Source organism: Halosimplex carlsbadense 2-9-1 (genome assembly GCF_000337455.1).
In the GTDB taxonomy this organism is placed as follows: domain Archaea; phylum Halobacteriota; class Halobacteria; order Halobacteriales; family Haloarculaceae; genus Halosimplex; species Halosimplex carlsbadense.
Map to the genome: position 1 here is coordinate 51577 of NZ_AOIU01000008.1, position 24293 is coordinate 75869.

Consider the following 24293-nt stretch of genomic DNA (forward strand, 5'->3'; position numbering starts at 1 on the left):
CACGCGACCAGGCCGACCCATGCACGACGAGGTGCGCGTCGTCGCAGGCGACTGCACGACGACGATGGACGGACGCAACGAGCGCGAACACCGCGGCGACGTGGTCATGGTAGTCAAGCCGGACAACACGGTGCTGGTCCACGACGCCGACGGCTACCAGCCAGTCGCCTGGCTCACCCGAGCCGACAGCGTCCAGTTCGTCGACGGCGTCCTCGACGCCCGCGAGGGCGACCAGCACCTCCGCGTCGAGATCCACGACGAACACGGTGCCGCTCGCCACCCCGTCTCGCGGGCGGGCGTCCCCGTCGGCGAGTGCCCGACCTGCGACGGGTCGCTGGTGCTCGCCCGGGGGTCGGTGATCTGTCGCGAGTGCGACGACGAGTACTCGATCCCGCGGGACGGTGCGGTCCTCGACGACTCCTGTCCGGTCTGCGGGCTCCCCCTGCTTCGGGTCGAGCGGGGCGCGGCGTTCGAGGTCTGTATCGACCGCGACTGCGACTCCATCGACGACCGGGTGACCGAGCGGTTCGACCGCGAGTGGGACTGTCCGAACTGCGAGGGTGAGCTACGGATCCTCCGCCGCGGCGGGCTGATCGCCGGCTGCGAGCGCTACCCCGACTGTGACACCGGGTTCGGCGTCCCGACCGGCGTCGTCGACGGCACCTGCGGTTGTGGGCTCCCCGTCTTCGAGACGCCGTCGGGCCGGCGCTGTCTGGACACGGGGTGTGAGCGAACCTGATCAGTCCTCGACGCGGGCGAGGAGGTGTTCGCGGAGGTCCGTCGGCGAGTCGGCGACGTAGTCGGCGCCGCTCCGGTCGGTCTCGTCGGCGGCCCCGTGACGGAAGCCGACGACGTGCATCCCCGCACGGCCGGCCGACTCGATCCCGTGCAGGGAGTCTTCGACGGCGACGACGTCGGCGGGGTCGACGCCGATTCGCTCGGCGGCGTGTTCGTAGACGCCCGGTTCGGGTTTTCCGGGGCCGCCGAACGCGTCGGCGCTGACGACGGCGTCGAACGTCAGGTCGAAGCGGTCGAGTACCACGTCGATCCAGTCGTGGGGGGAGGAGGAGACCAGCGCGAGGGTGACGCCGCGCTCGCGCAACTCGGCGAGGAGGCTCTCGGCACTGTCGAGCAGTGCGACCTCTTCGCCGTAGATCGCCGTCGCAGTCTCCTCGTACCACCCGAGGAACGCTTCGCGGTCGGTCCCGATCGCGTAGGTCTCGGCGAGGTAGTCGTAGATCTCGCGGTAGTTCATGCCCGTGATCTCGTCCAGATCGAGGTCCTCCAGGCCGATCAGCGGCAGGAGTTCCTCGCGCTCGTAGGGATGCCAGTAGTCCTCGGAGTCGACCAACACGCCGTCCATGTCGAAACAGACCGCGTCCATGACCGGTGGTCTCGGCGCGGTGTGGAGTGTCTTTCGGCCGGGCGTGCCCGCCGCCCACCGGATGCGCGTCTCCGACTACGGCGGAACCACCGGAACCCGTAATCGCAGGGGCTTTCCGCCGGGACAGGTTGCTCTCACACATGCACGCGACGCTCTCGGGGGACGTGGTTCGAGCGGGCGAGCGGGCCCGCGAGCGCTTTTACGACTCCAGCGGCTACGGCCACCCCGTCGACGGCGGGTCGCTCGAACTCGCGCCCGTCGAGGCGGCTCACCTGCTCTACCGCGGCGACCTCGACGCGGTCGAGGGACCTGACGGCACCGCGATGGACTTCCGCGCGTTTCTCTCCTCGGCCGCGGTCTCGGAGATCGCCTTCCTCGTCTACAAGGACCTGCGCGACCGCGGATTCTACCTTTCGCCCGCACGCGCGGACTGGTCCGACTCGCCCGCGGTCCGGTCGGCCGTCGACGACCCGGCTGTCGACTTCGTGGTGTACCCCCGCGGCTCCGGCCCGTGGGACGACGAGGTGGCCCACCGGGTCGGCGTCGTCAGCGAGCGCGAGGCCGTCCGCGCGGGGGATCTGGGCGACCTCGTGTTGGCCGTCGTCGACGAGGAGAGCGCGCTCACGTACCTGGCGACCGAACACCGCGCGGTGTCGGGGACGAGCGAGGCGGACCTGCCGGAGGGTGTCTCGGGCGAGTTGCTCTCCGACCGACTGCTCCTCTGGGACCCGCCGGCGGCTATCTACGACCAGGGGTTCTACGGCCAGCCCCTCGACGACCGGGACGGTGACGTGATCCAGCTCTCCCTGCTCGAAGCGGCGTTTCTGGCCCGCGAGGGCGTCCTCGACGTCGAGGGCGGGCCCGAGGCGGTCGTCGAGCGGGGTCGGGCGGTCGAGGGCGAGCGCTTCGATCGCCGGCTCCGGGTGTACGAGCGCCTGCGCGAACGCGGGCTCGTGCCCAAGACCGGCTACAAGTTCGGCGCCGACTTCCGGACCTACGCCGACGTGGAGTCGGTCGACGACCTGGGCCACTCCGAGCTGCTGATCCGGGTGTTGGACCGCGAGCACACGTTTTCGCCGCGGGACCTCGCGCTGGACGTGCGGCTCGCCCATGGGGTTCGGAAAGAAATGGTGTTCGCGCTCGTGGACGGAGAGGACCCGTCCGAGGACGATTCGGACGGGATCGAGTGGCTGTCCGTGACGCGACTGACGCCGTGAGTGGGGCGCGGAACGGATCGTGCGCCCTCGACAACAGGCGCTGAAAGCCCTCGACCCGCTCGCGGTCGCTGAGTCGGATATCCGCGCTCTCCGCACCGCCCGCTCACGGCAGCGCCGTTCGCTTCGAGGCGCTGCGCGCCTCGCACCGCACGGATAGGGCCGACTCAGACGACTGAACGAGCGCGAGCGCACCCCGCCCTTTCATTCCTCCAGGACCGCCCCGTACAGCACCGCACCACGCGCCTCCCCAGCCGACTCGTTCACCTTCGGCTCACTCGTCCCTCGCGCGGGACCGCCTCGCGGCCCGCGCAGGGCGCGGGCACGCTCGGGGGCGCACGCCGAGGTGATCGGTCACCGGAGCGAAGCTCCCGGAACTACTTCGGCACGTATACGAGCGGGTGGTGACGCCACGCCCACCGCGTGTCGGGCTTGTCGATCACCGACCAGACGCTCTGGGGCCAGGTGCCCAGCGCGTCGTGGATGCGGTCGTACGAGAGCAGGTTCTCGCCGTCGAGCAGGAGCGAGAACCGCTCCTCGAAGCGGTCGGCGTCGAACTGCGAGTCCTCGCCGAGGAACTCGTCGGGGTCGTCGGCCATCCGCTGCCAGTGGGCGCGGGCGAGTCGATTCTGATAGTTGAAGACGAGATAGCCGCCGGGGGCGACGGCGTCGTACATGGCGCGCAGGGCGTCCTCGACCTCGCGGACGTAACAGAGCGTGAAGTACGAGAAGATGACGTCGAACTGCCGGTCGGGGTCGAACTCGGGGAGGACCGTCCGCCCGAAGTCGACGTCGGTGTCGCGGTCGCGAGCGCGCTCGCGGTTCTCGGCGAGAACGGGCTCGGCGGCGTCGTACCCGACCACGTCGGCCTCGGGGAACGCTTCGGCGACTTCGAAGGCGACGTGGCCGGGGCCACAGCCCACGTCGGCAAAGCCGTCGGGGGCGCCCCTGTCGGCGAGGAACTCGACGACGGCGTCGGTCGCGTGGTGGGCGCTCGGCGCCGCGTCGGCGCGGTCGCCCTCGTCGGCGTCGGTCCAGAAGCTGTGCCAGTCGATGGTGTCTGCGTGGGTGGTGTCTGTCATCCAATGTGGGTCGCTGTCGTCCGTCCGGCGGTGCCTCGCGTGGCCGCGCCGTCGGTCAGGTCCGCCCGCTCGCCGAGCCCTCGGCGGTCCCGTCCTCCTCCTCGTCGTCGTCGCAGTCGTCCGTCCCCGATCCGTCGGCGGTCGCGAAACCGTATGGTGCGAGTACTGTCATGTGGGCGTAGCTGTGGCTGGTCGGCGATCAGTTCATCCCGTCGGAGCGGCCGAGAGGCTTCGGTACTCTCGGGATACTGAGATAGTTGCCACTCCCGGATAAAATTTGCTACTTCGATTAAGTTTACTTCTTACTTACAAATTCGAGCGGCTGGGTAATAAGGTTTGGGGCGAGCGTCCGGTCTCCCGGGGTCGGGTGGGCGTCGTGAGCTCGCGGCGGGGTGGGGAAAGCGAACGCTATTAGTGCGTGTCGGGGCGAGTACATCCCAATCAATGACATCCGATTCGCCCGATTCCGACGCGCCGGAGGGGGACGCGCCAGAACCACTCCCGGACGGTGGGGAGCCGAGCGACGCGAGCGAGGGCTCGTCGGAGCTTCGCTCCGACGGAGGTGTCGACGCCGAAGGCGCGGACGACACGACGCTGGACCCGTGGGGGTCGGCGACCGTCTCGGACTACCGGAAGCTGTTCGCCGAGTTCGGCATCGAGGAGTTCGACGAGGTGCTTCCCGAGGTGCCCGAGCCCCACTACCTGATGCGCCGCGGGGTCATCTTCGGCCACCGCGACTACCGCCCGGTCGCCCGCGCGATGCGCGACGGCGACGATTTCGCCGCGCTCTCGGGGTTCATGCCCACCGGCGACCCCCACATCGGCCACAAGCTCGTCTTCGACGAGATCATCTGGCACCAGCAACAGGGCGGCGACGCGTACGGACTCATCGCCGACCTGGAGGCCCACAGCGCCCGCGGGCTGACCTGGGACGAGATCGACACCCACGCCACCGACTACGTCCTCTCGCTGCTCGCGCTGGGCTTCGACCCCGAGGCGGGCGAGCTGTACCGCCAGTCCACGAACCGTGAGGTCCAGGACCTCGCCTTCGAACTCGGCGTCGAGGCGAACTTCTCGGAGCTGCAGGCGATCTACGACTTCGACGGCGAGACGGACGTGTCGCACATGCAGAGCGTCGTCACGCAGATGGCCGACATCCTCTACCCGCAGGCCGACGAGCCCCGCCCGACCGTGATCCCGGTCGGGCCCGACCAAGACCCGCACATGCGCCTCGCGCGGGACCTGGCCGCGCGGATGCGCTACTTCCGCGTCACCGAGGCGTTCGCCGGCTTCGAGGTCGCCGAGGACGAGCGCGCACTGCTCGGCGAGGTGTACGAGGCGCTGACGGCCGAGGAGGACGCTGGGGGCGACGACGGCGACGACACCCTGCGCTGTGAGAACGCCGCCGACGCGCTGCGCGCCGACCGCGAGTCCTACGAGGCCGCCGGCTACGACGCGGCCACCGTCGAGGGCGTCCTGGAGAAGCTCGAAAACGCCGGGATGGAGCCGATCCGCCGGCGGACCCGGTTCCTCGGGCGCAACGCGACCGACGCGGCCTTCGACGCGCTGATCGAGGCGGTCGACGGCGAGAAGCGCGTCTACGACGAACACGTCGACGCCTTCGACCTCTCCCGCGAGGCGGCGGAGGACCTCGCTCGCGAGGTCGAACTCGACCACGGCGGCTACGGGTTCCGGGCACCCTCGTCGATCTACCACCGATTCATGACCGGACTCACCGGGGGCAAGATGTCCTCGTCGGTTCCCGCCTCGCACATCTCGCTACTCGACGACCCCGAGGACGGCTACGACAAGGTCAAGGCCGCCACGACGGGCGGGCGCCAGTCCGCGGAGGAGCAGCGCGAACTCGGCGGCGAGGCCGACGAGTGTCCCGTCTACGAGCTGTACGCCTACCTGCTGGCCGGCGAGGACGACGAGTTCGCCACGGAAGTTTACGAGGAGTGCGTCGGCGGCGAGCGCCTCTGTGGCGGCTGCAAGGAGCAGGCCGCCGAGCTGATGGCCGAGTTCCTCGAAGACCACCAGGAGAAACGCGACGAGTGGGCCGAGAAGCTCGACGACCTCGACATCGATCTGGACGTGGCGGCCGACCGGCGAGGCTAGTGAGACGGCGACGGGCTCGCGACGCTTCGCACGAACGCGGTAGGAATTCCCAAGGATAATGTGGGTAAGTGGCATACGAGTCATCGGATGACTGACAGTGGCAGCGGACGGGGTGGTATCGACACCGACGAGCGAGGCCGGGCCGGTCGCGCGATGACGACGGTCCGGTCGCTCGCGATCGTCGCGCTGGTCGTCACGGCCGCGAGTCTCGCCGGATGCGGGATGCTCGGTGGCGGCGACGGCGGCGACGGCGGCGACGGCGACGGCGGAGCACAGGGGAACATCGACGCGCCGCGGGAGATCGCCGAGCCCATGGACCCCTCGGCGAGCGAGGTCTTCAGCCGCGTCACCGAGATCATGGACGTCGAAGGCGAGGCGCCGGGGGTCAGGGTGACGAACCTGCCGACCAGCCGCAACCTGTCGAGCCCGTTCATGAACGCGATGGTCGGGCTGCCTGACGACCCTCAGCGATTGACGAATCCCGTCAACGCGACGTACGACCCCGAGGAGGAGACGGTCCTGTTCAACGACGATACCGTCTTCGACCTGAACGGCTCCCAGATCGAGTATCAGCTCGCCTATAACTTCGCGCTCGGGCTCCACTACCAGAACGACTGGATCGACGCCGAGAGTACCGAGAGTGCGGTCCTGCGGGGGACGCTGGAAGCCGTCATGCGTGAATACGCCGACGAGCACATGGACGTGAACTTCGTGAACGCGTACGACTCCGCCGACGCCGCGTTCGAGGCGACCACTCCGTACGAGTGGGCCACCTACGATGCGCTGAACTACTACGGCGCCGACTACGTCGACTCGCAGACGGACTCGGCCAGCGAGATCTCGTCGATCTACGAGGGCGGTGTCCCAGAAACGACCGAGCAGCTCCTCCACGACACCGACGAGGGGCCGACCGACCTCTCGGTGACCGCGGACGTGTCGAACTGGTGGATCGACGAGCGGATGCCGCGCCTGGAGTCGACGCTCGGTGAGCTCGGGACCCGCGCGGTCCTCCGGAGTCAGCTCTCGGCCTCCGAGGCCACCGCCGCGGCCGACGGCTGGGGCAACGACACCGGGATGGCGTTCACGTCGGCCCGCAACGAGTCGGCCGGCGCCGTTTGGGTCCACAGCTGGGACTCGGCGAGCGAGGCCGACGAGTTCGTCAACGCCAGCCAGGCCTACGGCGAGGCCAGGGCAGACGGGACGTACGCCGTCAACGTCACGCGGCCCGCCGAGGACACGACCGTCGTGGTCGCTCACCGCGGGACCTTCATGCAGAACACGGAGATCGCCTACGCCGACGGGACCGTCGAGGTCGTCGTCGGCGGCGGCTCCTCGTAGGGATACCTGGACGGAGCGGCCGACCGGCGGAGGTCAATCGGGGACTTTCCGGGGATGAGCCGTTCTCAGAAGTCGAAGAGGTACGCGGATCCGGTCTGTTCGCCGTCGACGTTCCGGTCCCAGCGGGCGCCGACGAGCGCGTTCGTCTCCGTCGCACCGACGTCGTACCCGAAGTGGTCGTAGCTTTCGCCGTCGGGGGCGACCAGCTTGGCTCGCTGGGCCCACTCCCCGTCCGCCCGTCGGAAGACGTACGCTGACCCGCCGCTCCGGCCGTACGGATCGGCGTCCTGAAACGCACCGACGACCGCCGTGTCTCCCGCGAGCGCGACGGACCAGCCGAAACGGTCCCCGACGGTCCCGTCGTCCGCGAGGAGCGTGGCACGCCGGTCCCAGTCGACCCCCGAGCGCTCGAAGACGTACGCGGCCCCGGACGCTTTGCCGTTCTCGTCCACGGAGCTCGCGCCCACGAGAGCGGTCTCCCCGTCGAGTGCGACCGCCGACCCGAATTTGTCCTGTCCGCTCCCGTCGTTCGCTTCCAACTCCGCCGTCGCGATCCACGAGCCGTCGACGACCTCGAAAACACGAGCGAGTCCGGTGCTGTCGTCGTGTATCGGCGCGCCGATCAGCGCCGTCTCCTCCCCGAGTGCGACGTCGTTCCCGAAGTGGTCGTTCGGCCCCGCCATGGGTAGCGACAGCTTGGCCCGCTGAGACCACTCTTCGCCCGTCCGCTCGAAGACGTACGCGGACCCCGACTGTTCGGCGCGCGGGTCCTCGTCCCAGTGGGCGCCGACGAGCGCGGTATCGTCGAGCAGAGCGACCGCGTTCCCGAAGTAGTCGCCCGAGTCACCGTCGGTGGGTCGAAGGACGGCCTGGGACGTCCAACTCCCCTTCGAGCGTTCGAAGACGTACGCGGCCCCGCTGTTGTCCCCGTTCGCGTCGGTCGACGGAGCGCCCACGAGTACGAGATCGCCGTCTACCGCTATCGACGCGCCGAACTCGCCGACGTGTGCGCCGTCGTCGGGACTGACCCTCGCCGCCTGTCGCCAGCCTCCGTCGGACCGCTCGAAGACGTACATCGAGCCCCCGGGCTCGCCGTCGGCGTTCGTCGCACCGTCGGCACCGACGACTGCCCGGTCTTCGGTCAGCGCGACGGCGACCCCGAAGACGTCTTTGGACTCGCCGTCCGTAGCCGTGATCTTCGCGGGTTGTGGAACCGTCCCCGGCGTCTCCGTGGGTGTCGGTGTCGCCGTCTCGGTGGCCGTCACCGCGGGTGTCGATACGTCCGTCGTCGATGCGGTCGAGGTCTCGACGCTCGTCGGTCGTGTTCCCGTCCCCATCGCAGCGGCAGTCTCGTCCGGCGTGAGCGTGACGGACGGTGTCACCGCCGTCGCCCGCTCGTCCGTCGAGTCACCGTTCGTCCCTGCCGGACAGCCCGCGATCCCCGCAGCCACGACCGCGGTGCCCCATCCAAGTAACTCCCGTCGCTCCCAAGTACCCGTCATCGAGTCGGAAAATTCGCGCTAATAAGAAGTGTCTTCGCTTCTCCGGATAGTGGTCTCCCGTTCGTGGGGCGCGTGCGGTTACGAGTCCTCGATCTCGATCTCGATCGGTTCGGCGGTGGGCTCGACCGCGTCGACCTCGAACCGCTCGGCCAGCCGCCAGCTCGCGACGGCACCGAGCGCCCCGAGGACGACGCCCGCCCGAACTCCGGTGTCGCGGTCACGCAGGACGCGACCGAGGACGTAGCCCACGAAGAAGTTGATCGCGAAGTTGAGCACGGCGTTGCGAGTGCGGTCCATACGCGCCCTTTGTGACCCGAGGGCATAGACGTTGCCTCGCGGCCGCCGAGTCCGGAACGCTTTTGCGCGGCGCCGTGGACAACTCTCACATGGCACCCGAACCCACGGCGGGACGCCTCGCCCCGCTCGCTTCGAGGCGCTCCTCCCGGTCGCGCCTCGTCCGCAAGCTATCGGCCTCGCGGCCCGGGTTCGGGTTTTTCTCCGTCGCCTGACGGACGGCGGACGCCCGGACCGACGGTTCGTGTCGAAGCGAACGCCCGGGGTCCCGGCGGAAACCGTCCGCGTCGGCTCGCGGGGCACGGCACGCACTTCGTCTGCTCACGGGTCGCTCCGCTCACGGCGCTCCGCCCCGCTCGCATCGAGGGCTCCGTTCAGTCACCCTCGCCCCGCTCCCCGGTCGCATCGCCGAGGTCTCCCTACGGTCGACCTCGCAACCGTTAACTGACGACCACGCAGATTCACGACCAACGAATGAAACTTCCGGAAACCCAGGTCGCCGTGCTCGAAGCCGCGAGCGCGGACGACCCCACACCAGTCGAACAGATCGCCGAGGAGACCGGCGAGCAGGTCCAGGCGGTGGCCGGCGCCGCCTTCGAACTCGAAGAGAAGGGGCTGCTCGCCGTCACCGAACGGATCGACGCCGAACTCGTGCTCACCCAGGAGGGCGAACAGTACGCCTTCGAGGGACTGCCCGAACACTCCCTGTGGGTCGGCGCCCTCTCGGGGGGCGCCGACGAGGAGCCGATCGAACTCGGCAAGGCCATCGGTCCCGCCGGCCTCCAGGGCGAACAGGTCGACATCGCGCTCTCGAACTTCGCCCGGAAGGGCATGGGGGACATCGACAGCGGCACGGTCGCGGTCGACCCTGAGTTCGATCCCGACTCGGACCCCGAGCACGCGCTCCTCGAACGCCTCTCCGAGGAGGAAGGAGTCGACCCCGCCGAGACCGACGACGACCGCGTCGACGCACTCGAACGCCGCGGCCTCGTCGAGGTCGAGGAGTCGACGGTGCGGGAGGTCACCCTGACCGACGAGGGCGTCACCGCGATGATGGAGGGCGTCGAGGTCGCCGAGACCGTCGGCCAGGTCACGCCCGAACTGCTCACCTCCGGCGAGTGGGAGGACGTGGAGTTCGCCGAGTACAACGTCCAGGCCGACGCCGAGACGGTTCACGGCGGCAAACCCCACGCGCTGCGGGAGATGTCCGAGCGCGTCAAGGACGTACTCGTCGGGATGGGCTTCGAGGAGATGCAGGGCCCCCACGTCGACGCCGACTTCTACATCAACGACTGCCTGTTCATGCCCCAGGACCACCCGGCGCGCAACCACTGGGACCGCTTCGCCCTCGAAGAGCCGGCCCAGATGGATCGGGAGAACCTCCCGCCGGACCTGGTCGACCGAGTCGAAGCCGCCCACCGCGACGGCGTCGGCCCCGACGGCGAGGGGTATCACTCCCCCTGGGACGAGGACTTCGCCCGCGCGCTCGCCCTGCGCGGACACACGACGAACCTCTCGGTGCGCCACCTCGCCGGCCTCGCCGAGGGCGACATCGACCCGCCCCAGCGGTACTTCTCGATCGAGAAAGCGTATCGGAACGACACGCTGGACGCGACGCACCTGCTCGAGTTCTTCCAGATCGAGGGGTGGGTGATGGCCGAGGATCTGTCCGTTCGGGACCTGATGGGCACGTTCACCGAGTTCTACGAGCAGTTCGGCATCACCGACATCCAGTTCAAACCCCACTACAACCCCTACACGGAGCCGAGCTTCGAGCTGTTCGGCCGCCATCCTGAAACTGATGAACTCATCGAGATCGGTAACTCGGGCATCTTCCGTCCGGAGATGCTCGAACCGCTCGGCGTCGAGGCCGACGTGATGGCCTGGGGGCTCGCGCTGGAGCGACTGTTCATGCTCGCGACCGGCGCCGAAGACATCCGCGACGTCCACGGCACGCTCGTGGACCTTGATTTCCTCCGCAACGAGGAGGTGGTGTACTGATGCCGACAGTCGAAATCGACCCCGACGAACTCCGCGAGCTGACCGGCCACGACGACAAGAGCGACGACGAACTCCGCGAGGACATGTTCGCCCTCGGCCTCGAGTACGAGGGCGAGACCGACGACGGCGAGTTCGAGTTGGAGTTCGCGCCGGATCGGCTGGACCGACTCTCCGTCGAGGGCGTCGCCCGCTCGCTGCGCTACCAGTACGGCGACGACCGCGGCGTCTACGTGCCGACGACCAACGACGCCGACTGGACCATCGAGGTCGACGCCGACGTGCCCGACGAGCGCCCCTACGTCACCGGCGCCGTCGTCCGCGGGCTGGACATGGACGAGGCCGCCCTCGAATCGCTCATCCAGCTCCAGGAGAAGCTCCACGCGACGATGGGCCGCCAGCGCGCCAAGGGCGCCATCGGCGTCCACGACCTGACCATGCTGAAAGGCCAGGTCGGCGCCACCGGCGGCGAGGACACCCCGGAGGAGGAGGCCGACCCCCGCACCGAGATCGCCACCCCGAGCGGCAACTCGGTCCGCTACACCGGTATCGGTCGCCGGGACGACCGCTTCGTCCCCCTGGAGGAGAACCACGAGATGACGCCCCAGGAGGTGCTGATGGCCCACCACACCGCCAACAAGTTCTCCGACCTGGTCGAGGACTACGAGTCGATGCCGGCCATCTACGACGACGTGGGGATGTTCTCGTTCCCGCCGATCATCAACGGCAAGCGCACCGAGGTCACCACCGACTCTCGGGATCTGTTCATCGAGATGACCGGCACCGACCAGTGGACGATCGACCACATGCTGTCGATCGTCTGCTACGCGCTCGACGCCCGCGGCGGCCGCGTCGAGGAAGTCGAGATCGAGTATGCGGACGACGCCAGCGGCGACTACGCGGGCAACACGCTCGTCCGCCCGAACTTCGACACCAAGACCAAGACCGTCGACCACCCCGACATCGAGTCGATGCTCGGCGTCGACCTCGACGGCGAGGAGGTCGTCGACCTGATGGAACGGGCGGGCCTCGACGCGAGCGCCGAGGACTACGACGCTGGCGAGGACGCGCTGTCCTACGAGGTGACGATCCCGCCCTACCGCGTCGACGTGCTCCACCCCGTCGACGTGATCGACGACGTGGGGCGGGCCTTCGGGTTCAACGAACTCGACCCCCGCTACCCCGACGTGTCGACCGTCGGCGGCCGCCACGAGCGCTCCCGCCTGGAGCGGGCGACCCGCGAGACGCTCGTGGGGCTCGGGTTCGAGGACCTGCTGAACTTCCACCTCATCAGCGAGGCGGCCAACTACGAGCGACCCGGCGTCGAACGGGGCAGCGGCGCGCTGGGCGGCGGCGAGCCCGCCGTCATCGGCGAGCCCTACAGCGAGGACTACGAGATCGTCCGCACCTGGGCGCTGCCCTCGGTCATGCTCGTCCTCGAAAACAACACCCACCGCTCGTACCCACAGCACCTCTCCGAGGTCGGCCTCGCCATCGAGCAGGACGAAACCCAGCCGACGCTGGTCGACGAACGCCACACCGTCGCGGCCGCCGTCGCCGACCACGACGCCTCCTACGAGGACGCCAAGGCCTCGCTGCAGGCGCTGTGTCGCGCCTTCGACGTCGAGCTGGCCACCCCGCCGACCGAGCACCCGACGTTCATCTCCGGGCGCACCGCCGACATCGTCATCGACGGCCGCAAGGTCGGCGTCATCGGCGAAGTCCACCCGAAGGTGCTCGTCGAGTACGACCTGGAGGTCCCCGTCGCTGCCTTCGAGTTCGATCTCGACGCGCTACGAAACGACTGACGGCGCATCCGACGGTTCCCTTCAGAGCCGTTCTCCACCGGACTCGCCGAGAGCCGACCGTCACTCCGAACCGGCCGAATCCGACTCGTCCAGCCGGCGCTCGTACTTCGCGAGCGATTCCTCCAGCGCGGCCTCGGCGTCCACGTTCAGCGCGTCGGCGGTCGCCAGCAGGGCGAAGAGGGCGTCGCCGAGTTCGTCCTCGCTGACGGCCAACTCCTCGGGCGCCCCACCGTACTCGCTGGACTTGGCGGCGTCGGCGGCGATCTCGCCCACCTCGGCGGCCAGGTCTAGCACCCGGTAGGCCGGGTCGGCGCCCATGTCGTGGTCGTCGACGAACGCGGCGACGCGGTCCTGTGCGTCCATGGACCGGGGTTGGCTCCTCCCCTACAAAACGGTTCGGCGGCGGGTACAGCGGCTCGACCGCCTCGTCAGCCCGCGGGTCACCGACCGCGTCACCGAACGACGGTCACGGTCACGGGCGCCTCGCCGACGACCGTCGTCGCGACGGTACCGAGGAACCGGCGGCCGATGTCGCTCCGTTCGCCGCCGTGGCCCCCCATGACGACGTGGTCGATGTCGAGGTCGTCGACGGTCGCGAGGATGGTCTCGGCGGGGTCGCCCGTCTCGACGACGGGCTCGACGGTCCGGTCGGCCTCCGCGGCGGTTTCGCGGGCGTCCTCGACCAGCCGTTCGGCCCGTTCGCGGGCGTCCTCCCGGCGCTGCTCGTCGGGTTCGAGAACGCCGCCCTCGGCCATCGAGGCGTCGAGCGGTGTGACGACGTTCAGGACGGTGACGCGGCAGTCGAACGTCTCCAGCGCGTGGGCGAGCGCGTCGTCCGCGAGCGGCGACCCGTCCAGCGGGACGAGCACGTGCGAAGGGGCCATACCCGGACAGAGCAGGCCGTGACACAAGTATCTACGGCGCTCCGCGCGGCGGGGACCCATCTGTCGGAGAGCCCGACGGACTCGCCGCCGCCGCCGCACTCTTGGCCGTCGCCCGCGGATCGCGACCCATGCAAGCCGCAGCGTTCACCGACCTCGTCGGACCGGACGGCGTGCGCGTCGTCGACCGACCCGATCCCGAACCGGAACGGGGAGAAGCCGTCGTCGACGTAGAGGCCTGTTCGATCAACCGCCACGACCTGTGGATCCTGGAGGGCGACTCCGCGATGGTCGACGCCGACGACCTCCCGTTCGTCTCCGGCCTGGACGTGGCCGGAACCGTCTCGGCCGTCGGTCCCGACGCGACCGGCGTCGAACCGGGCGACCGGGTCGTCCTCTGCCCCAACGAGACCTGCGGTCGCTGCCGGTTCTGCCGCGACGGTCCCGAGAACCTGTGCGAGAACTTCTCGCTGTACCACGGCGGGCTGGCCGAGCGAGCGCGCGTGAGCGCCGACCGCCTCGTCGCCCTCCCCGACGGCGTCGACGCCGCGACCGCCGCGGCGCTCCCGACCGCCTACATGACCGCCTACCGGATGCTTCAGCGGGCGGCGGTCGAAGCCGGTGACCGCGTCTTCGTCCCCGGCGCCACGGGCGGCGTCGGCGTCGCGACCGTCCAGCTCTGTGACGCCCTCGGACTCGAATCGGTCGGCACCTCCCGCTCGCCCGCGAAACTCGACCGCGTCCGCGACGTCGGGCTCGACCGCGGGATCGAATCGGCCGACACCGACGAGATCGAGGCCGCGATCGACGAGCCGGTCGACGCCGTCGTCAACCACCTCGGCGGCGAGTACTCGAAGCTGGGCCAGTCCGTCCTCCGCCGAGGCGGGACGATGGTCGTCTGCGGTCGCACCGCCGGCGGCACCTCCGAGTTCGACGTGGCCGACCTCTTTCTCGGACACAAGCGGATCGTCGGCTCGACGATGGGCACCCAGCCCGACCTACAGCGGCTGGTCGAACTCGTCGCCGACGGCGCGTTCTCACCGCTGGTGAACGAAACCTACCCGCTCGCGGAGACCGGCGCGGCGTTCGCCGCGATGGCCGAGCGAGAGAGCGTCGGGAAGCTCGTGGTGGCGCCGTAGACGCAGCTACTCGTGAGTTAGTGTCAAAAGTCATAGTCCTGGGAGGATTCGAACCTCCGTCGTAGCCCCCAGAAGGCTACATGATTGGCCACTACACCACAGGACTGCACTCGACTATACTGCCGTCCCGTATTTCAGTGTTGCGGACTCGTACGCGCCGTGTTACCGTGTTTCGGCCGGTCTCGACAGGTCGTCACCGTCGTCGGCACGGACACGTCGGTCTGGTTCCGTTCCGTCTCACGAACCTTTGGGCCCGAACGAGCGTACGACTACGTCCGTTTCTCGTAGAAAAACGTCTCCTCGGCCGGCATCGGGTCGCGTGAAAAGACGGCTCGCACGGCGACGACTGCCGGTCTCAGGGCGGAAGTCGGACGTACTACGGAGGCCTGAGTTTCAGATCTCGTCGGCCGTCGGGTAGTCGGTGCCGAATACGTCCTCGACGACGGCGTCGTCGCTCTCCCCTGCGGAGTCGGCGTCCTCGCGCTCGCCGTCACTCTCATCGCTCTCGTCGGCCGGACTGACACTCCCCGTCCGGTAGCCGTCCAGGTCGAGGGTGACGTGGTCGAAGCCGAGTTCGCCGATGTACTGGCGGGCGGCGCGGACGAACTCGGGGTCGAGGGCGTCCTCCAGTTCGTCCTCGCCGACCTCGATGCGGGCGATGCCGTCGTGGTCGCGCACGCGGAACTGTTCGAAGCCCCAGGTCCGGAGGACGGTCTCGGCCTGCTCGATGCGGCCGAGCCGTTCCTCGGTGACTTCCAGGCCCGTTGGGATGCGCGAGGAGAGACAGGCCATCGAGGGCTTGTCGGCGACCGAGAGGCCGTAGTCGTCGGCGATCTCACGGACCTCCGACTTGACGATGTCGTGTTTCAGGAGCGGGGAGTAAGCGTCGAGTTCGTCGACGGCCTGCAGGCCGGGGCGGTGGCCCTCGCCGGGGTCGGAGGCGTTGGTGCCGTCGCAGACGACGTCGATGCCCAGTTCCTCGGCGTGGTCGAACATCGCGCCCAGCCGCATCGTGCGGCAGTGATAACAGCGGTCGTCGCCGTTCTCGACGAACGCCTGGCTGTCGAGTTCGGAGAACTCGACGATCNCGTGGCGGATGCCGATCTCGTCGGCGACGCGGCGGGCGTCGTCGAGTTCGGCGTCGGGGAGCGTCTCGCTTCTGGCCGTGCAGGCGACGGCGTCGTCGCCGAGCGCGTCGTGGGCGATGGCGGCGACGGCGCTGGAGTCCACACCACCGGAGAAGGCGACGAGGACGCCGTCGCGGTCGGCCAGGTCGGCGCGCGCGGCGGCGAGCTTGTCGGCGACCGAAGTGCTCATCGACGGCGATTCGGTGTGAACGGGCAAAAGCCCGTTGTTCGACCGCCCACCGGCGAGTGCCTGCCCCGCCCCTTTCAGCGCGGCGGCCGACCCTCCGACATGAGCGTCCCAGTCTCACGGTCGAACGCGGAGCCTGCGGCTCGGCTCCCGCACCACTGCGGCGCCGACGGCGTCGGCCTCACCGGGGATCCGAGTCGAAGTCGTCGAGTCGCGGTACAGCATGAGTGAGAGCGGCGGATCCGGCTCGAACGACGACGGCGACGGCGGCCTCCGCCACTGGCTGTTCCTCGACGGGAACCGCCTGCTGATAACGGCGTTGGTCAGTCTGGGCGTGTTCGCGGTCGTCCGCGTCGCCGTCGCCGCCGGCGCCCTCGCGGTCGGGCCGAGCGGCAACGTGCCGACGGTGTTCGGCAGCGGCATCACCGCGGGCGTGTTCACGCTCGTCACGCTGACGCTGACGATCAACCAGCTCGTCTCCTCGCAGGTGTTCGGCAAGCCCGATTCGCTGCGCCAGCGCTACCAGAAGGGCGTCGGCCTCCGGGACGCCGTCACGGACCTGGGCGACCGGACGACGACGCCGGTCGACACCGCTGAGTTCGTCGCCGCCGTGGGCGAGGCGCTCGACGACCGCGCCGACTCACTGCGGGACGCGAGACGAGCGACCGCGACCGCCGACAGCGGGCGGACCGAGGGGACGGGAAGCGGGGACGGCCTCGCCGCCCTGGCGGACGACCTGTCTGGCTACGCCGAGGGGATCCAGCGCGTCTCGGGCGAGATGAAGCCGGTCGAGGTCATCTCGAAGACCGCGGGGTCCGATTACGCGCGGTTCCGCCGGCGGCTCCGCGCGGCCACCGCCGACGCCGACCTCCCCGACCGCGTCGCCGACGACGCGGACGCGGTCGGCGAACTGCTCGGTCACCTCTCGGTCGCCCGGCAGTACTACAAGACGCTCGCGCTCCACCAGGAGCTGGCGAAGCTCTCGCGGGAGATCATCTACCTGAGCGTCCCCTGTCTGCTCGTCGCGCTCTCCGTCCCGCTGCTGTATCGCTCGAACGGGGCGACGCTGTCGGCGGCGGCGCTGCCGTGGGTGATCAGCGGGGCGGTCGCGGTCGTGCTCGCGCCGCTGGTCGTGCTCGTCGTGCGACTGCTGCGCGTGTCGACGGTGATGCGTTACACCGTCTCGACGGGGCCGTTCGCGCCGCCGGAGGACTGGCCCTGGAACGAGTGACCCCGGTGACGGGTGGAGGAGCGGCCGCCGCGGCGGCCGCGGGATTTTTCTCCGCCGGTGGTAATGTGGCGGGTAGATGGACATCGAGACGATCCCCGGGGTCGGCGAGAAGACGGCCGCGGCGCTGTCGGACCTCGACGACCCCGAGCGGGCGCTGCGCGACGGTGACGTGGCCGCGCTGGCGCGCGCGCCGGGCATCAGCGACGGCCGGGCCGCCCGCATCGCCCGCGCCGCTATCCGCCGCGAACACGGCGATCCGGGCGGGTTCGCCGCCACGCCGCGCGCCCAGGAGATCTACCGCGACGCCCTCGATCTGGTCGCCGACCACGCCGTCACCCGCTACGCCGAGCGCCGCCTGGAGACGTTCTACCCTTCGCCCTCCCGCACCCGCGTCGAGGAGGCCCGCGAGTTCGCCGCCCGCGCGATGGACCGGGAACCGGACGACGAGATCCGCGGCGCGCTGGCCGGCGTCGAACCGCTCGAATCGCCACCCAGCGTCCGCGTGCGGGACCGCTGTCTCGCCACGACCGACGCCGAGACCTACGCCCGCGCCCAGGACGCCCTCCCCGAGGTCAGCGTCGAAATCGTCGACGACGCCCGCGGGCTCGCCGATCTGGCCCGGGGGTACGCCACCGTCGTCGCGCTCGACGACGCCTTCACGGGCGTCGAGGTCGAGGGCGACGTGCGCGTCGAGCCCGACGCCTTAGAGGACCCGGCTACCGTCGTCCCCGAGCGCACCCTCGCCTTCTTCGCCCACAACCGCAACCGCCTGCGGGCCGCCGTCGAGGTCCACCGCGTCGCCGACCTGGACCCGCCCTGCGATCTGGACGCCCTCGCCGACGCCCTGGCCCGCATCGACGACGACGGCAACGTCGCCGACGACGACCGTCTCGAACGGTTGCAGACCGCCGTCGACGACCTCGACGCCGCCGTCTCGACCGCCGAGAGCGTCGCCAACGACCGCCTCCGGGGGGCCATCGAGGAACGCGACGTGACCATCGAGGGCGCCGACCTGCTCTCGCTGGTCGAGCAGGGCGCCGGCGTCGACTCGCTGCTCCAGCGCGAACTCGCCGACGAGTACGCCGCGGCGGTCGACGACGCCCGCGACCACCTCGTCGACGCCCTCGGACTGGACGACTACGCCGATATGGCCCGTCGCGCCTTCCCCGACCAGCCCACCTTCCCCGTCGAGCGCGACGAGGAAGTGGTCTCCCGGCTGCGCGAGGAGCTCACCACCGCCCGCGACCGCCGCGCGACCAGCCTCAAACGCGAGGTCGCGACCGACCTCGCCGACGCCCGCGACGACGCCGAGCGGCTGGCCGAGGCCGCGCTCGAACTCGACGTCGAACTCGCGATCGCCCGCTTCACCCGCGCGTACGACGCCACGTTGCCCGAGATCGGCGGCGAGGGGGTGGCCATCGAGGGCGGCCGCTCGCCGCTGCTGGACGTGCCCTACGAGGCGGTCGATCCCGTCGACTACGAGGTCGGGGGCGTCGCCCTCCTGACGGGCGTCAACAGCGGAGGGAAGACCTCCGTCCTCGATCTGGTCGCGCTGACGGTCACGCTCGCGCACATGGGCCTGCCCGTCCCCGCCGACTCGGCCCGCGTCGAGCACGTCGAGGAGCTACACTACCACGCCAAGACCCAGGGGACGCTGGACGCCGGCGCCTTCGAGTCCACGCTCCGGGAGTTCGGTAGCCTCGTCGAGGCGGTCCGGTCGGGCGAGGGCGGCGATGTCGTCGTCCTCGTCGACGAACTCGAAAGCATCACCGAACCCGGCGCCAGCGCGAAGATCATGGCCGGCATCCTCGAAGCGTTCGACGCCACCGACGCCACCGCCGTCTTCGTCACCCACCTCGCCCGCGAGATCCGGGACGCCGCCCGCACCGAGTTGGCCGTCGACGGCATCGAAGCCGAGGGACTCGTCGACGGCCAACTCGTGGTCGACCGCTCGCCCGTCAAGAACGTGCTCGCCCGCTCGACGCCCGAACTCATCGTCGAGAAGCTCGCCGACGAACGCGACGGCTTCTACGTCGAACTGCTTGAGAAGTTCGACTGAGGGAACCGTTTTTACCGTCGGGCCTGACATTCGGGCTACCGTGATCGCGAACTGGCAGTGGCCCCTCGTGCGAACGTCGACGCCGCGGTCCTGGGGTTGGCTCTGGCTGCTGCTCGCGGTTTCGATTTCCGCGGCCCTGCTGTACGGGCTCTGGCGGTTGTCGAAGATCGACACCGCGACCTGAGCCGTTAGAGCGGGAGATGGTCGGTCCCGTCTTGCACGACCACTTCGGGCCCTGACCCCGCCACCGATATCTCTGTCAGCCCGCAGTTCGACGGCGAGAACTCCGACGCCAGCGACGCCAGTTCGCGGCCGGTCACAGCCGATAATACCGCCCGGATCGGGCCGCCGTGAGTGACGACGGCGACGGTCTCGCTCGCACCGAGATCCCCGACGAGTCGGTCCCAGCCGTCGCGGACGCGCGTCTCGAACGCCGACAGCGACTCGCCGCCTTCGACCGAGCGCACCGCCAGCAGCGAGCCGCCCCGATGGTACTCGGGGTGGCGGCTCGCGATGGCGGTCCGGGTCAGCCCCTGTAGCTCGCCGAAGTCGCGCTCGCGCCAGGCGCGGGCGCGCTCGGGCTCGGCAGCGACGCCGGCCGTTCGGAGCGCGTCGGCCGTCTCCAGCGTCCGCTTGAGGTCGGAGACGACGAGCCGGTCGACGGCGTGCGAGTCGGCGAGATGCGACCCGGCGGCGCGGGCCTGCTCGCGGCCGTCCTCGGTGAGCGTCGCGTCGGCCCATCCCTGGATACGGCCGGCCCGGTTCCAGGTGGTCTCGCCGTGGCGGACCAGCACCACCGTCCCCGTCATCCGCGGTTCTCGACCCAGTCCACGACCACGATGACGAACTCGTAGGTGACGATCAGACCGACGACGACGCCGGCCGACTCGACCGTCGAGAGGTCGACCGCGTCGATGCGGGCGAGCAGGGCGGGGTCGGGGCTCCCGAGGTAGCCGACGAACAGCGACAGCGGCCAGACGCCGACGCGAGCGCGGGCGAGGTAGCTGTAGATGTCCGAGCGGCCGAGGGCGTTCCGGTCGACGTACAACACCGCCTCGTAGACCCCGATGAGGGCGAGGCCGATGAACAGCGGCGTCAGGCGGGTGACGCCGAAGTCGGCGAGCGCCGACGTGACCGCGGCGGGCAGCTGCTCGTAGTAGCCGCCCGGCAGCGGCGCGGTGGAGACGACGTAACCGACCAGGGCGGCGCCGAGCCAGACGAACGGCCGGCGAGCGGCGATATCCTCGGCCGTGACGCCCGCCGCCTCGCCGGTCCAGTACAGGAGCAGCAGGGTGCCCTCGAAGAGGACGATCATCGTCGCGGCGACGAGGATGGGCGCCATACCGGTCGGGTCCGGGCTGAAGAGGAACGCGACGGTGGCGAACCCGCCCCAGAAGTAGATGCGGCGGGCGGCCAGCCACTTGCGGGAGGTGACGCCCATCATCACCGCGAGCATGATGAGCAGCGGGATCTGGAAGACCAGGGCGAAGAAGCCGAGCATCATCACGATGAGGTTGAACGTCTCGGTGAGGCTGAAGGTGACCTCGGCGGCCTGGGCGGTGTAGCCGGTGAAGTAGACGAACAGCGTCGGGAGGATGAGCAGGTACGCAAAGAGGATCCCCACGCCGGCGAGGACGAGGCTCGTCGGGACCGAGGCGAGGTAGTAGCGGCGTTCGCGGGGGTAGAGACCGGGGCGCATGAACAGGTACGACTCGTAGACGGTGACCGGCAGGGCGATGACGAACCCGACCAACGAGGCGACCTTCAAGCGGGCGAACATTAGCGCGAGCGGCTGGAACAGGTACGGACAGGCCGCGTCGGCGGAGGGAGCGGTCGTCGGGCAGACCTGCGGCGACCCTTCGAGGAAGGAGTACCACAGGAACGTGATGAGCCGGTCGGCGAAGGGAAAGGTGAGCCCGCTGACCAGCGCCATCACGACGACGACGACGCCCAGCCGGCGGACCATCTCCTCGATGTGCTGGGCCAGCGGCATCTCCTGGTCGTCGGGGGCGCCGCCGATACCCTCCTCGACCGGTGTGGCCGGCGCGCCCTCGGCCGGCCCGCCGGCGGAGGGGTTCGCGTGCGGGTTGATGTCCCCGCCGAACTCGGTGGCGTCGCCGCCGTCGGCCGCCGCACCGCCCTCGACCGTGTCGGCGGGCACCCCGTCGGTGTCGTCACCACCGGCGTCTCCCTCGTCGTCGACCCACTCGGACGGGTCGCCCGGCGCGTCGTCGTCGTCGGCCCCGGGGCGGCCCAGCGAGTCCGAAGAGTCGCTCTGGTCGTCGCCCGGGAGGTTGTCGGGGCGCGGCGAGGGGTTGGCGTCGGTCCGGCGCTCGGCCGCGGGGTCGTAGCGGTCGGGCTCCTCCCGACCGCCGGGGGTCGGCTCCTCGGGTGGTTCCCCCGACCCGTCGTCGGGCGAGTCCGCCGCGTGCTCGTCGGCGGAGCCGTCTGCCCCCCGTTCGTCGTCGCGCGGACCGGCGGCTCCCTCCTCGTCGTCGCCGTCGCCGGGCCGCTCGTCAGTCATTCGTCGCCGGGTTTGCGCTCCCCTATTGTAAGCCTTCTTTTCGCTCGCCCCGTCGGTGGGGGGAAGCGGCCGGCGTTCGGGCGCTCGAACGGTCGTCTCGACCCGCGCACGCTCTCGTGATGAATAGATTGATAACAGTCACTCGGTTACCACTCCCCGAGATGGCTGCCGCGATCGACGAGGATACGAAACGGACCGTCGCACAGGGTCGCGCGACCCTCGGGTCCATGATCGGCAGCGCCCGCGGGGACCTCCAGAAGGCGTTCATGGTCTTCGTGATCGGGTTCATGGGGACGTTCTACGCGCTGCGGCTCTACGTCTGGGACCAGCTCAAGGCCGACCTGAATCCCCAGCTCCCGGGGGACACGCAGGTCAGCGTCGTCGCGACAACGCCGTTCGACGTGATCCTGCTGCAGGCGAAGATCGGGATGGCCGTCGGGGTACTCATGGCGATCCCCGTCGTCGTCTACTTCGGCCGCGACGCCCTTCGGGCGCGCGGCTGGTGGCCCGCCGAAGACGTGCCCCGCTGGAAGCTCGCCGGCCCGGCCGTGCTCTCTGTCGTGCTGTTCGTCGTCGGCATCGCCTACGCCTACTACCTGTTTTTCCCGCTCATGCTGGAGTTCCTCGCCGGCAACGCCGCGAACGCCGGCTTCCAGCCCGCGTGGTCGATCGTCAAGTGGACGCAGTTCATCGCCTTCCTCAGTCTCTCCTTCGGTCTCGCCGCACAGCTACCGCTGGCGATGAGCTCGTTCGCCTACCTGCGCGTGGTGAGCTACGAGGCGATGCGCGACCGCTGGCGGTACGCCGTGCTCGCGATCTTCGCGTTCGGCGCGTTCTTCTCGCCGCCGGACCCGCTCACCCAGATCATGTGGGCGCTTCCGCTGTGTGGCCTCTACGCTTTCAGCCTCGCGCTCGCCCGCTTCGCCGAACTCCTGCGCCGGTCGGCCGACGAGGTCTCCGCGGGGATGGTCGCACGCCGCTACTGGAACAAGCTCCTCGCCGTCGCGCTGGTCGCCGGCGGCGCCGGCTACCTGTTTTTTACCCGCTACGGCGTCCCCGCGATCAACGACGTCGTCACCTCGATATCGGACCGCGTCGGCCCGTTCCCGACGCTCACCGAACTCACCGGCCTCGACACCCAGGTCGTCGCCGCGCTCGCGGGCGTTGCCGTCGCCGGCGTCGCCTTCGGGATCGCCATCTTCTACTTCTCGATCAGGGAACTCGACGCGGCGCGGGACCCGACCGAACCGACGGGCTCGCCGACCGACATCGACCTGCTCGCGCTGTCGGCCGCCGCGATCCCCGCTGCACCGCCCGAGCGCTTCGAGGAGATGGACGAGAGCGAGGCCACCGAACTCGCCCGCGAGGCGCTACAGGAACAGGAGGACCCCGACAAGGCCCAGGCCATCCTCGACCGCTTCGACGAGGTCCAGGAGGCCCAGGAGGCTCGCGCCGAGGCCGCCGCCGAAGACGGCGAGGAGGCGACCACCGGCGGGGACGGGGCGGCCGACGACGACGAGGGCGGCCTCCTCACCTCGACGACCGCGGGCGTCGTCGACTCCTTTACCGAGGAGGAGACCACCGAGGACGACATCGGCGGCTACTACTACGACATCGCTTTCATCCTGGAGAGCCTCACCTCGCGGGCGTTCCGGATCGTCGGTCTGTTCGGGATCGTCATGGCCGCGACGTTCGTCTTCCTCTACCAGGGCGGGATCGGGACGCTCCAGCGGGCGTTCTTCGGACGGATGCCCGAGAGCCAACAGATCCAGGCCAACATCGTGACGCTGCACCCCGCCGAAGCGCTCATCTTCGAGATCAAGTTCGCGACGCTGCTTGGGCTGGTGGCGACGTTCCCGCTGATCCTCTACTACGCCTGGCCCCGGCTGAAAGAACGGGGACTGGTCGGCGGCGACCGACGGGTGCTGGGCGCGTGGGCCGTCACCCTGATCGTCGGCATCATCGGTGGGTCGATCGTCGGCTTCCTCTACGTCGCGCCGGCGATCATCTCCTGGCTGGCGGCCGACGCCATCGAGTCCAGCATGGTCATCTACTACCGGATCAACAAGTTCGGGTGGCTGGTCGTGCTGACGACCGTCGGCTTCGGCCTGCTCGTCGAGGTGCCGGTCACGATGTTCCTCTTCCACCGCGGCAACCTGATCTCCTTCCAGACCATGTTCGACCGCTGGCGGACCGTCGTCATGGCGATCATCGTCGTCGCCGCCTTCATCACCCCCTCCAGCCTGCTGACGATGCTCGTGTTCGCGATTCCCGTCGCCGTCGCCTACATGATCGGCCTCGGGCTGTTGTGGGTGTACACCCTCGGCGGCCGCCGCACGCCCAGCCGCGAGGGCGAAGCCGCCGACTGACGGGTCGGTGACGGTCTCGCGACCGCTCGGCCCGCCCG

At 69.8% G+C, this 24293-nt stretch carries 20 protein-coding genes and 1 tRNA gene; 11 read left to right on the forward strand and 10 right to left on the reverse strand.

The window, feature by feature from the left end; translation table 11 throughout:
- The first annotated feature begins 19 nt into the window (after positions 1 to 19).
- The gene (locus tag C475_RS03020; RefSeq protein ID WP_006882288.1) at positions 20 to 739 is read left to right on the forward strand and encodes a topoisomerase DNA-binding C4 zinc finger domain-containing protein; all 720 of its coding nucleotides are present in this window, start codon (positions 20 to 22) and stop codon (positions 737 to 739) included.
- Here C475_RS03020 and C475_RS03025 read toward each other — a convergent pair whose 3' ends face one another.
- Positions 740 to 1384 (reverse strand): HAD family hydrolase, encoded by a 645-nt coding sequence (locus tag C475_RS03025; protein ID WP_006882289.1) that lies wholly within the window; start codon positions 1382 to 1384, stop codon positions 740 to 742. It abuts the gene before it with no gap.
- A 140-nt stretch (positions 1385 to 1524) separates the two neighbouring features.
- Between C475_RS03025 and endA the strand changes: the two genes are divergently transcribed.
- Complete coding sequence (gene endA, locus C475_RS03030; RefSeq protein WP_006882290.1) at positions 1525 to 2601, forward strand: tRNA-intron lyase; 1077 nt, start codon at positions 1525 to 1527, stop codon at positions 2599 to 2601.
- Between the two features lie 374 nt (positions 2602 to 2975).
- Here the strand turns inward: endA and C475_RS03035 are convergent, their stop codons facing one another.
- Entirely contained in the window at positions 2976 to 3680 is a 705-nt protein-coding gene (locus C475_RS03035) for a class I SAM-dependent methyltransferase (RefSeq protein WP_006882291.1), read from the reverse strand.
- 444 nt (positions 3681 to 4124) lie between these two features.
- Here C475_RS03035 and C475_RS03040 point away from each other — a divergent pair, with 444 nt between their 5' ends.
- Entirely contained in the window at positions 4125 to 5798 is a 1674-nt protein-coding gene (locus C475_RS03040) for a tryptophan--tRNA ligase (RefSeq protein ID WP_006882292.1), read from the forward strand.
- A gap of 87 nt (positions 5799 to 5885) precedes the next feature.
- Positions 5886 to 7136 carry a hypothetical protein gene (locus C475_RS03045; RefSeq protein WP_006882293.1) on the forward strand — a complete coding sequence of 417 codons (1251 nt, stop codon included), beginning with the start codon at positions 5886 to 5888 and terminating at the stop codon, positions 7134 to 7136.
- Between the two features lie 65 nt (positions 7137 to 7201).
- On the opposite strand, the gene C475_RS03050 is transcribed toward C475_RS03045, so the two are convergent.
- Positions 7202 to 8638, reverse strand: coding sequence for an FG-GAP repeat protein (locus C475_RS03050; protein ID WP_082223232.1), 1437 nt, complete (start codon positions 8636 to 8638; stop codon positions 7202 to 7204).
- Positions 8639 to 8716: 78 nt separating this feature from the next.
- Positions 8717 to 8935: a hypothetical protein gene (locus C475_RS03055; RefSeq protein ID WP_006882295.1), complete on the reverse strand. Its 219-nt coding sequence runs from the start codon at positions 8933 to 8935 to the stop codon at positions 8717 to 8719.
- Between the two features lie 471 nt (positions 8936 to 9406).
- On the opposite strand from C475_RS03055, the gene pheS reads away from it, so the two are divergent.
- Positions 9407 to 10933, forward strand: coding sequence for a phenylalanine--tRNA ligase subunit alpha (gene pheS, locus C475_RS03060; RefSeq protein WP_006882296.1), 1527 nt, complete (start codon positions 9407 to 9409; stop codon positions 10931 to 10933).
- Positions 10933 to 12738 (forward strand): phenylalanine--tRNA ligase subunit beta, encoded by a 1806-nt coding sequence (pheT, locus tag C475_RS03065; RefSeq protein ID WP_006882297.1) that lies wholly within the window; start codon positions 10933 to 10935, stop codon positions 12736 to 12738. The genes pheS and pheT overlap by 1 nt, the downstream gene beginning before the upstream one ends.
- A 60-nt stretch (positions 12739 to 12798) precedes the next feature.
- Here pheT and C475_RS03070 read toward each other — a convergent pair whose 3' ends face one another.
- Together C475_RS03070 and C475_RS03075 are read right to left on the reverse strand one after the other, a co-directional pair.
- Complete coding sequence (locus C475_RS03070; protein ID WP_006882298.1) at positions 12799 to 13101, reverse strand: MazG nucleotide pyrophosphohydrolase domain-containing protein; 303 nt, start codon at positions 13099 to 13101, stop codon at positions 12799 to 12801.
- A gap of 89 nt (positions 13102 to 13190) precedes the next feature.
- Positions 13191 to 13622, reverse strand: a complete 432-nt coding sequence (locus C475_RS03075) for a universal stress protein (RefSeq protein ID WP_006882299.1) — start codon at positions 13620 to 13622, stop codon at positions 13191 to 13193.
- Between the two features lie 128 nt (positions 13623 to 13750).
- Between C475_RS03075 and C475_RS03080 the strand changes: the two genes are divergently transcribed.
- Positions 13751 to 14758, forward strand: coding sequence for an alcohol dehydrogenase catalytic domain-containing protein (locus tag C475_RS03080; protein ID WP_006882300.1), 1008 nt, complete (start codon positions 13751 to 13753; stop codon positions 14756 to 14758).
- Positions 14759 to 14791: 33 nt separating this feature from the next.
- On the opposite strand, the gene C475_RS03085 is transcribed toward C475_RS03080, so the two are convergent.
- Positions 14792 to 14864: transfer RNA gene (locus tag C475_RS03085), tRNA-Gln, on the reverse strand.
- A gap of 287 nt (positions 14865 to 15151) precedes the next feature.
- Positions 15152 to 16075, reverse strand: a complete 924-nt coding sequence (gene larE, locus C475_RS03090; protein WP_006882301.1) for an ATP-dependent sacrificial sulfur transferase LarE — start codon at positions 16073 to 16075, stop codon at positions 15152 to 15154.
- A gap of 220 nt (positions 16076 to 16295) precedes the next feature.
- Between larE and C475_RS03095 the strand changes: the two genes are divergently transcribed.
- The 3 genes from C475_RS03095 to C475_RS23720 all read left to right on the forward strand — a co-directional run bounded on the left by C475_RS03095 (position 16296) and on the right by C475_RS23720 (position 19546).
- Positions 16296 to 17303, forward strand: a complete 1008-nt coding sequence (locus C475_RS03095; protein ID WP_006882302.1) for a hypothetical protein — start codon at positions 16296 to 16298, stop codon at positions 17301 to 17303.
- 76 nt (positions 17304 to 17379) lie between these two features.
- The gene (locus C475_RS03100; RefSeq protein WP_006882303.1) at positions 17380 to 19362 is read left to right on the forward strand and encodes a MutS-related protein; all 1983 of its coding nucleotides are present in this window, start codon (positions 17380 to 17382) and stop codon (positions 19360 to 19362) included.
- Positions 19363 to 19402: 40 nt separating this feature from the next.
- Positions 19403 to 19546: a hypothetical protein gene (locus C475_RS23720; protein ID WP_161625159.1), complete on the forward strand. Its 144-nt coding sequence runs from the start codon at positions 19403 to 19405 to the stop codon at positions 19544 to 19546.
- Between the two features lie 4 nt (positions 19547 to 19550).
- On the opposite strand, the gene C475_RS03105 is transcribed toward C475_RS23720, so the two are convergent.
- Together C475_RS03105 and C475_RS03110 are read right to left on the reverse strand one after the other, a co-directional pair.
- Positions 19551 to 20171, reverse strand: a complete 621-nt coding sequence (locus C475_RS03105) for a histidine phosphatase family protein (RefSeq protein WP_006882304.1) — start codon at positions 20169 to 20171, stop codon at positions 19551 to 19553.
- Positions 20168 to 21886 (reverse strand): twin-arginine translocase subunit TatC, encoded by a 1719-nt coding sequence (locus C475_RS03110; RefSeq protein WP_006882305.1) that lies wholly within the window; start codon positions 21884 to 21886, stop codon positions 20168 to 20170. Before C475_RS03110 ends, C475_RS03105 begins: the two co-directional genes overlap by 4 nt.
- A 161-nt stretch (positions 21887 to 22047) precedes the next feature.
- Between C475_RS03110 and C475_RS03115 the strand changes: the two genes are divergently transcribed.
- A complete protein-coding gene (locus C475_RS03115; protein WP_006882306.1) occupies positions 22048 to 24255 on the forward strand; it encodes a twin-arginine translocase subunit TatC in 2208 nt (735 codons plus the stop codon).
- The last annotated feature ends 38 nt before the right edge of the window (positions 24256 to 24293 follow it).

Bases quoted from the DNA above. Each gene is read 5' to 3' on its own strand.
- C475_RS03095 (WP_006882302.1), top strand. From the start codon at position 16,296: ATGAGTGAGAGCGGCGGATCCGGCTCGAACGACGACGGCGACGGCGGC.
- C475_RS03075 (WP_006882299.1), bottom strand. From the start codon at position 13,622: ATGGCCCCTTCGCACGTGCTCGTCCCGCTGGACGGGTCGCCGCTCGCG.
- C475_RS03105 (WP_006882304.1), bottom strand. From the start codon at position 20,171: ATGACGGGGACGGTGGTGCTGGTCCGCCACGGCGAGACCACCTGGAAC.
- C475_RS03035 (WP_006882291.1), bottom strand. From the start codon at position 3,680: ATGACAGACACCACCCACGCAGACACCATCGACTGGCACAGCTTCTGG.
- C475_RS03110 (WP_006882305.1), bottom strand. From the start codon at position 21,886: ATGACTGACGAGCGGCCCGGCGACGGCGACGACGAGGAGGGAGCCGCC.
- C475_RS03055 (WP_006882295.1), bottom strand. From the start codon at position 8,935: ATGGACCGCACTCGCAACGCCGTGCTCAACTTCGCGATCAACTTCTTC.
- endA (WP_006882290.1), top strand. From the start codon at position 1,525: ATGCACGCGACGCTCTCGGGGGACGTGGTTCGAGCGGGCGAGCGGGCC.
- pheT (WP_006882297.1), top strand. From the start codon at position 10,933: ATGCCGACAGTCGAAATCGACCCCGACGAACTCCGCGAGCTGACCGGC.
- C475_RS03020 (WP_006882288.1), top strand. From the start codon at position 20: ATGCACGACGAGGTGCGCGTCGTCGCAGGCGACTGCACGACGACGATG.
- C475_RS03025 (WP_006882289.1), bottom strand. From the start codon at position 1,384: ATGGACGCGGTCTGTTTCGACATGGACGGCGTGTTGGTCGACTCCGAG.
- C475_RS03080 (WP_006882300.1), top strand. From the start codon at position 13,751: ATGCAAGCCGCAGCGTTCACCGACCTCGTCGGACCGGACGGCGTGCGC.
- C475_RS03040 (WP_006882292.1), top strand. From the start codon at position 4,125: ATGACATCCGATTCGCCCGATTCCGACGCGCCGGAGGGGGACGCGCCA.
- C475_RS03115 (WP_006882306.1), top strand. From the start codon at position 22,048: ATGGCTGCCGCGATCGACGAGGATACGAAACGGACCGTCGCACAGGGT.
- C475_RS03050 (WP_082223232.1), bottom strand. From the start codon at position 8,638: ATGACGGGTACTTGGGAGCGACGGGAGTTACTTGGATGGGGCACCGCG.
- C475_RS03070 (WP_006882298.1), bottom strand. From the start codon at position 13,101: ATGGACGCACAGGACCGCGTCGCCGCGTTCGTCGACGACCACGACATG.
- C475_RS03100 (WP_006882303.1), top strand. From the start codon at position 17,380: ATGGACATCGAGACGATCCCCGGGGTCGGCGAGAAGACGGCCGCGGCG.
- C475_RS03045 (WP_006882293.1), top strand. From the start codon at position 5,886: ATGACTGACAGTGGCAGCGGACGGGGTGGTATCGACACCGACGAGCGA.
- pheS (WP_006882296.1), top strand. From the start codon at position 9,407: ATGAAACTTCCGGAAACCCAGGTCGCCGTGCTCGAAGCCGCGAGCGCG.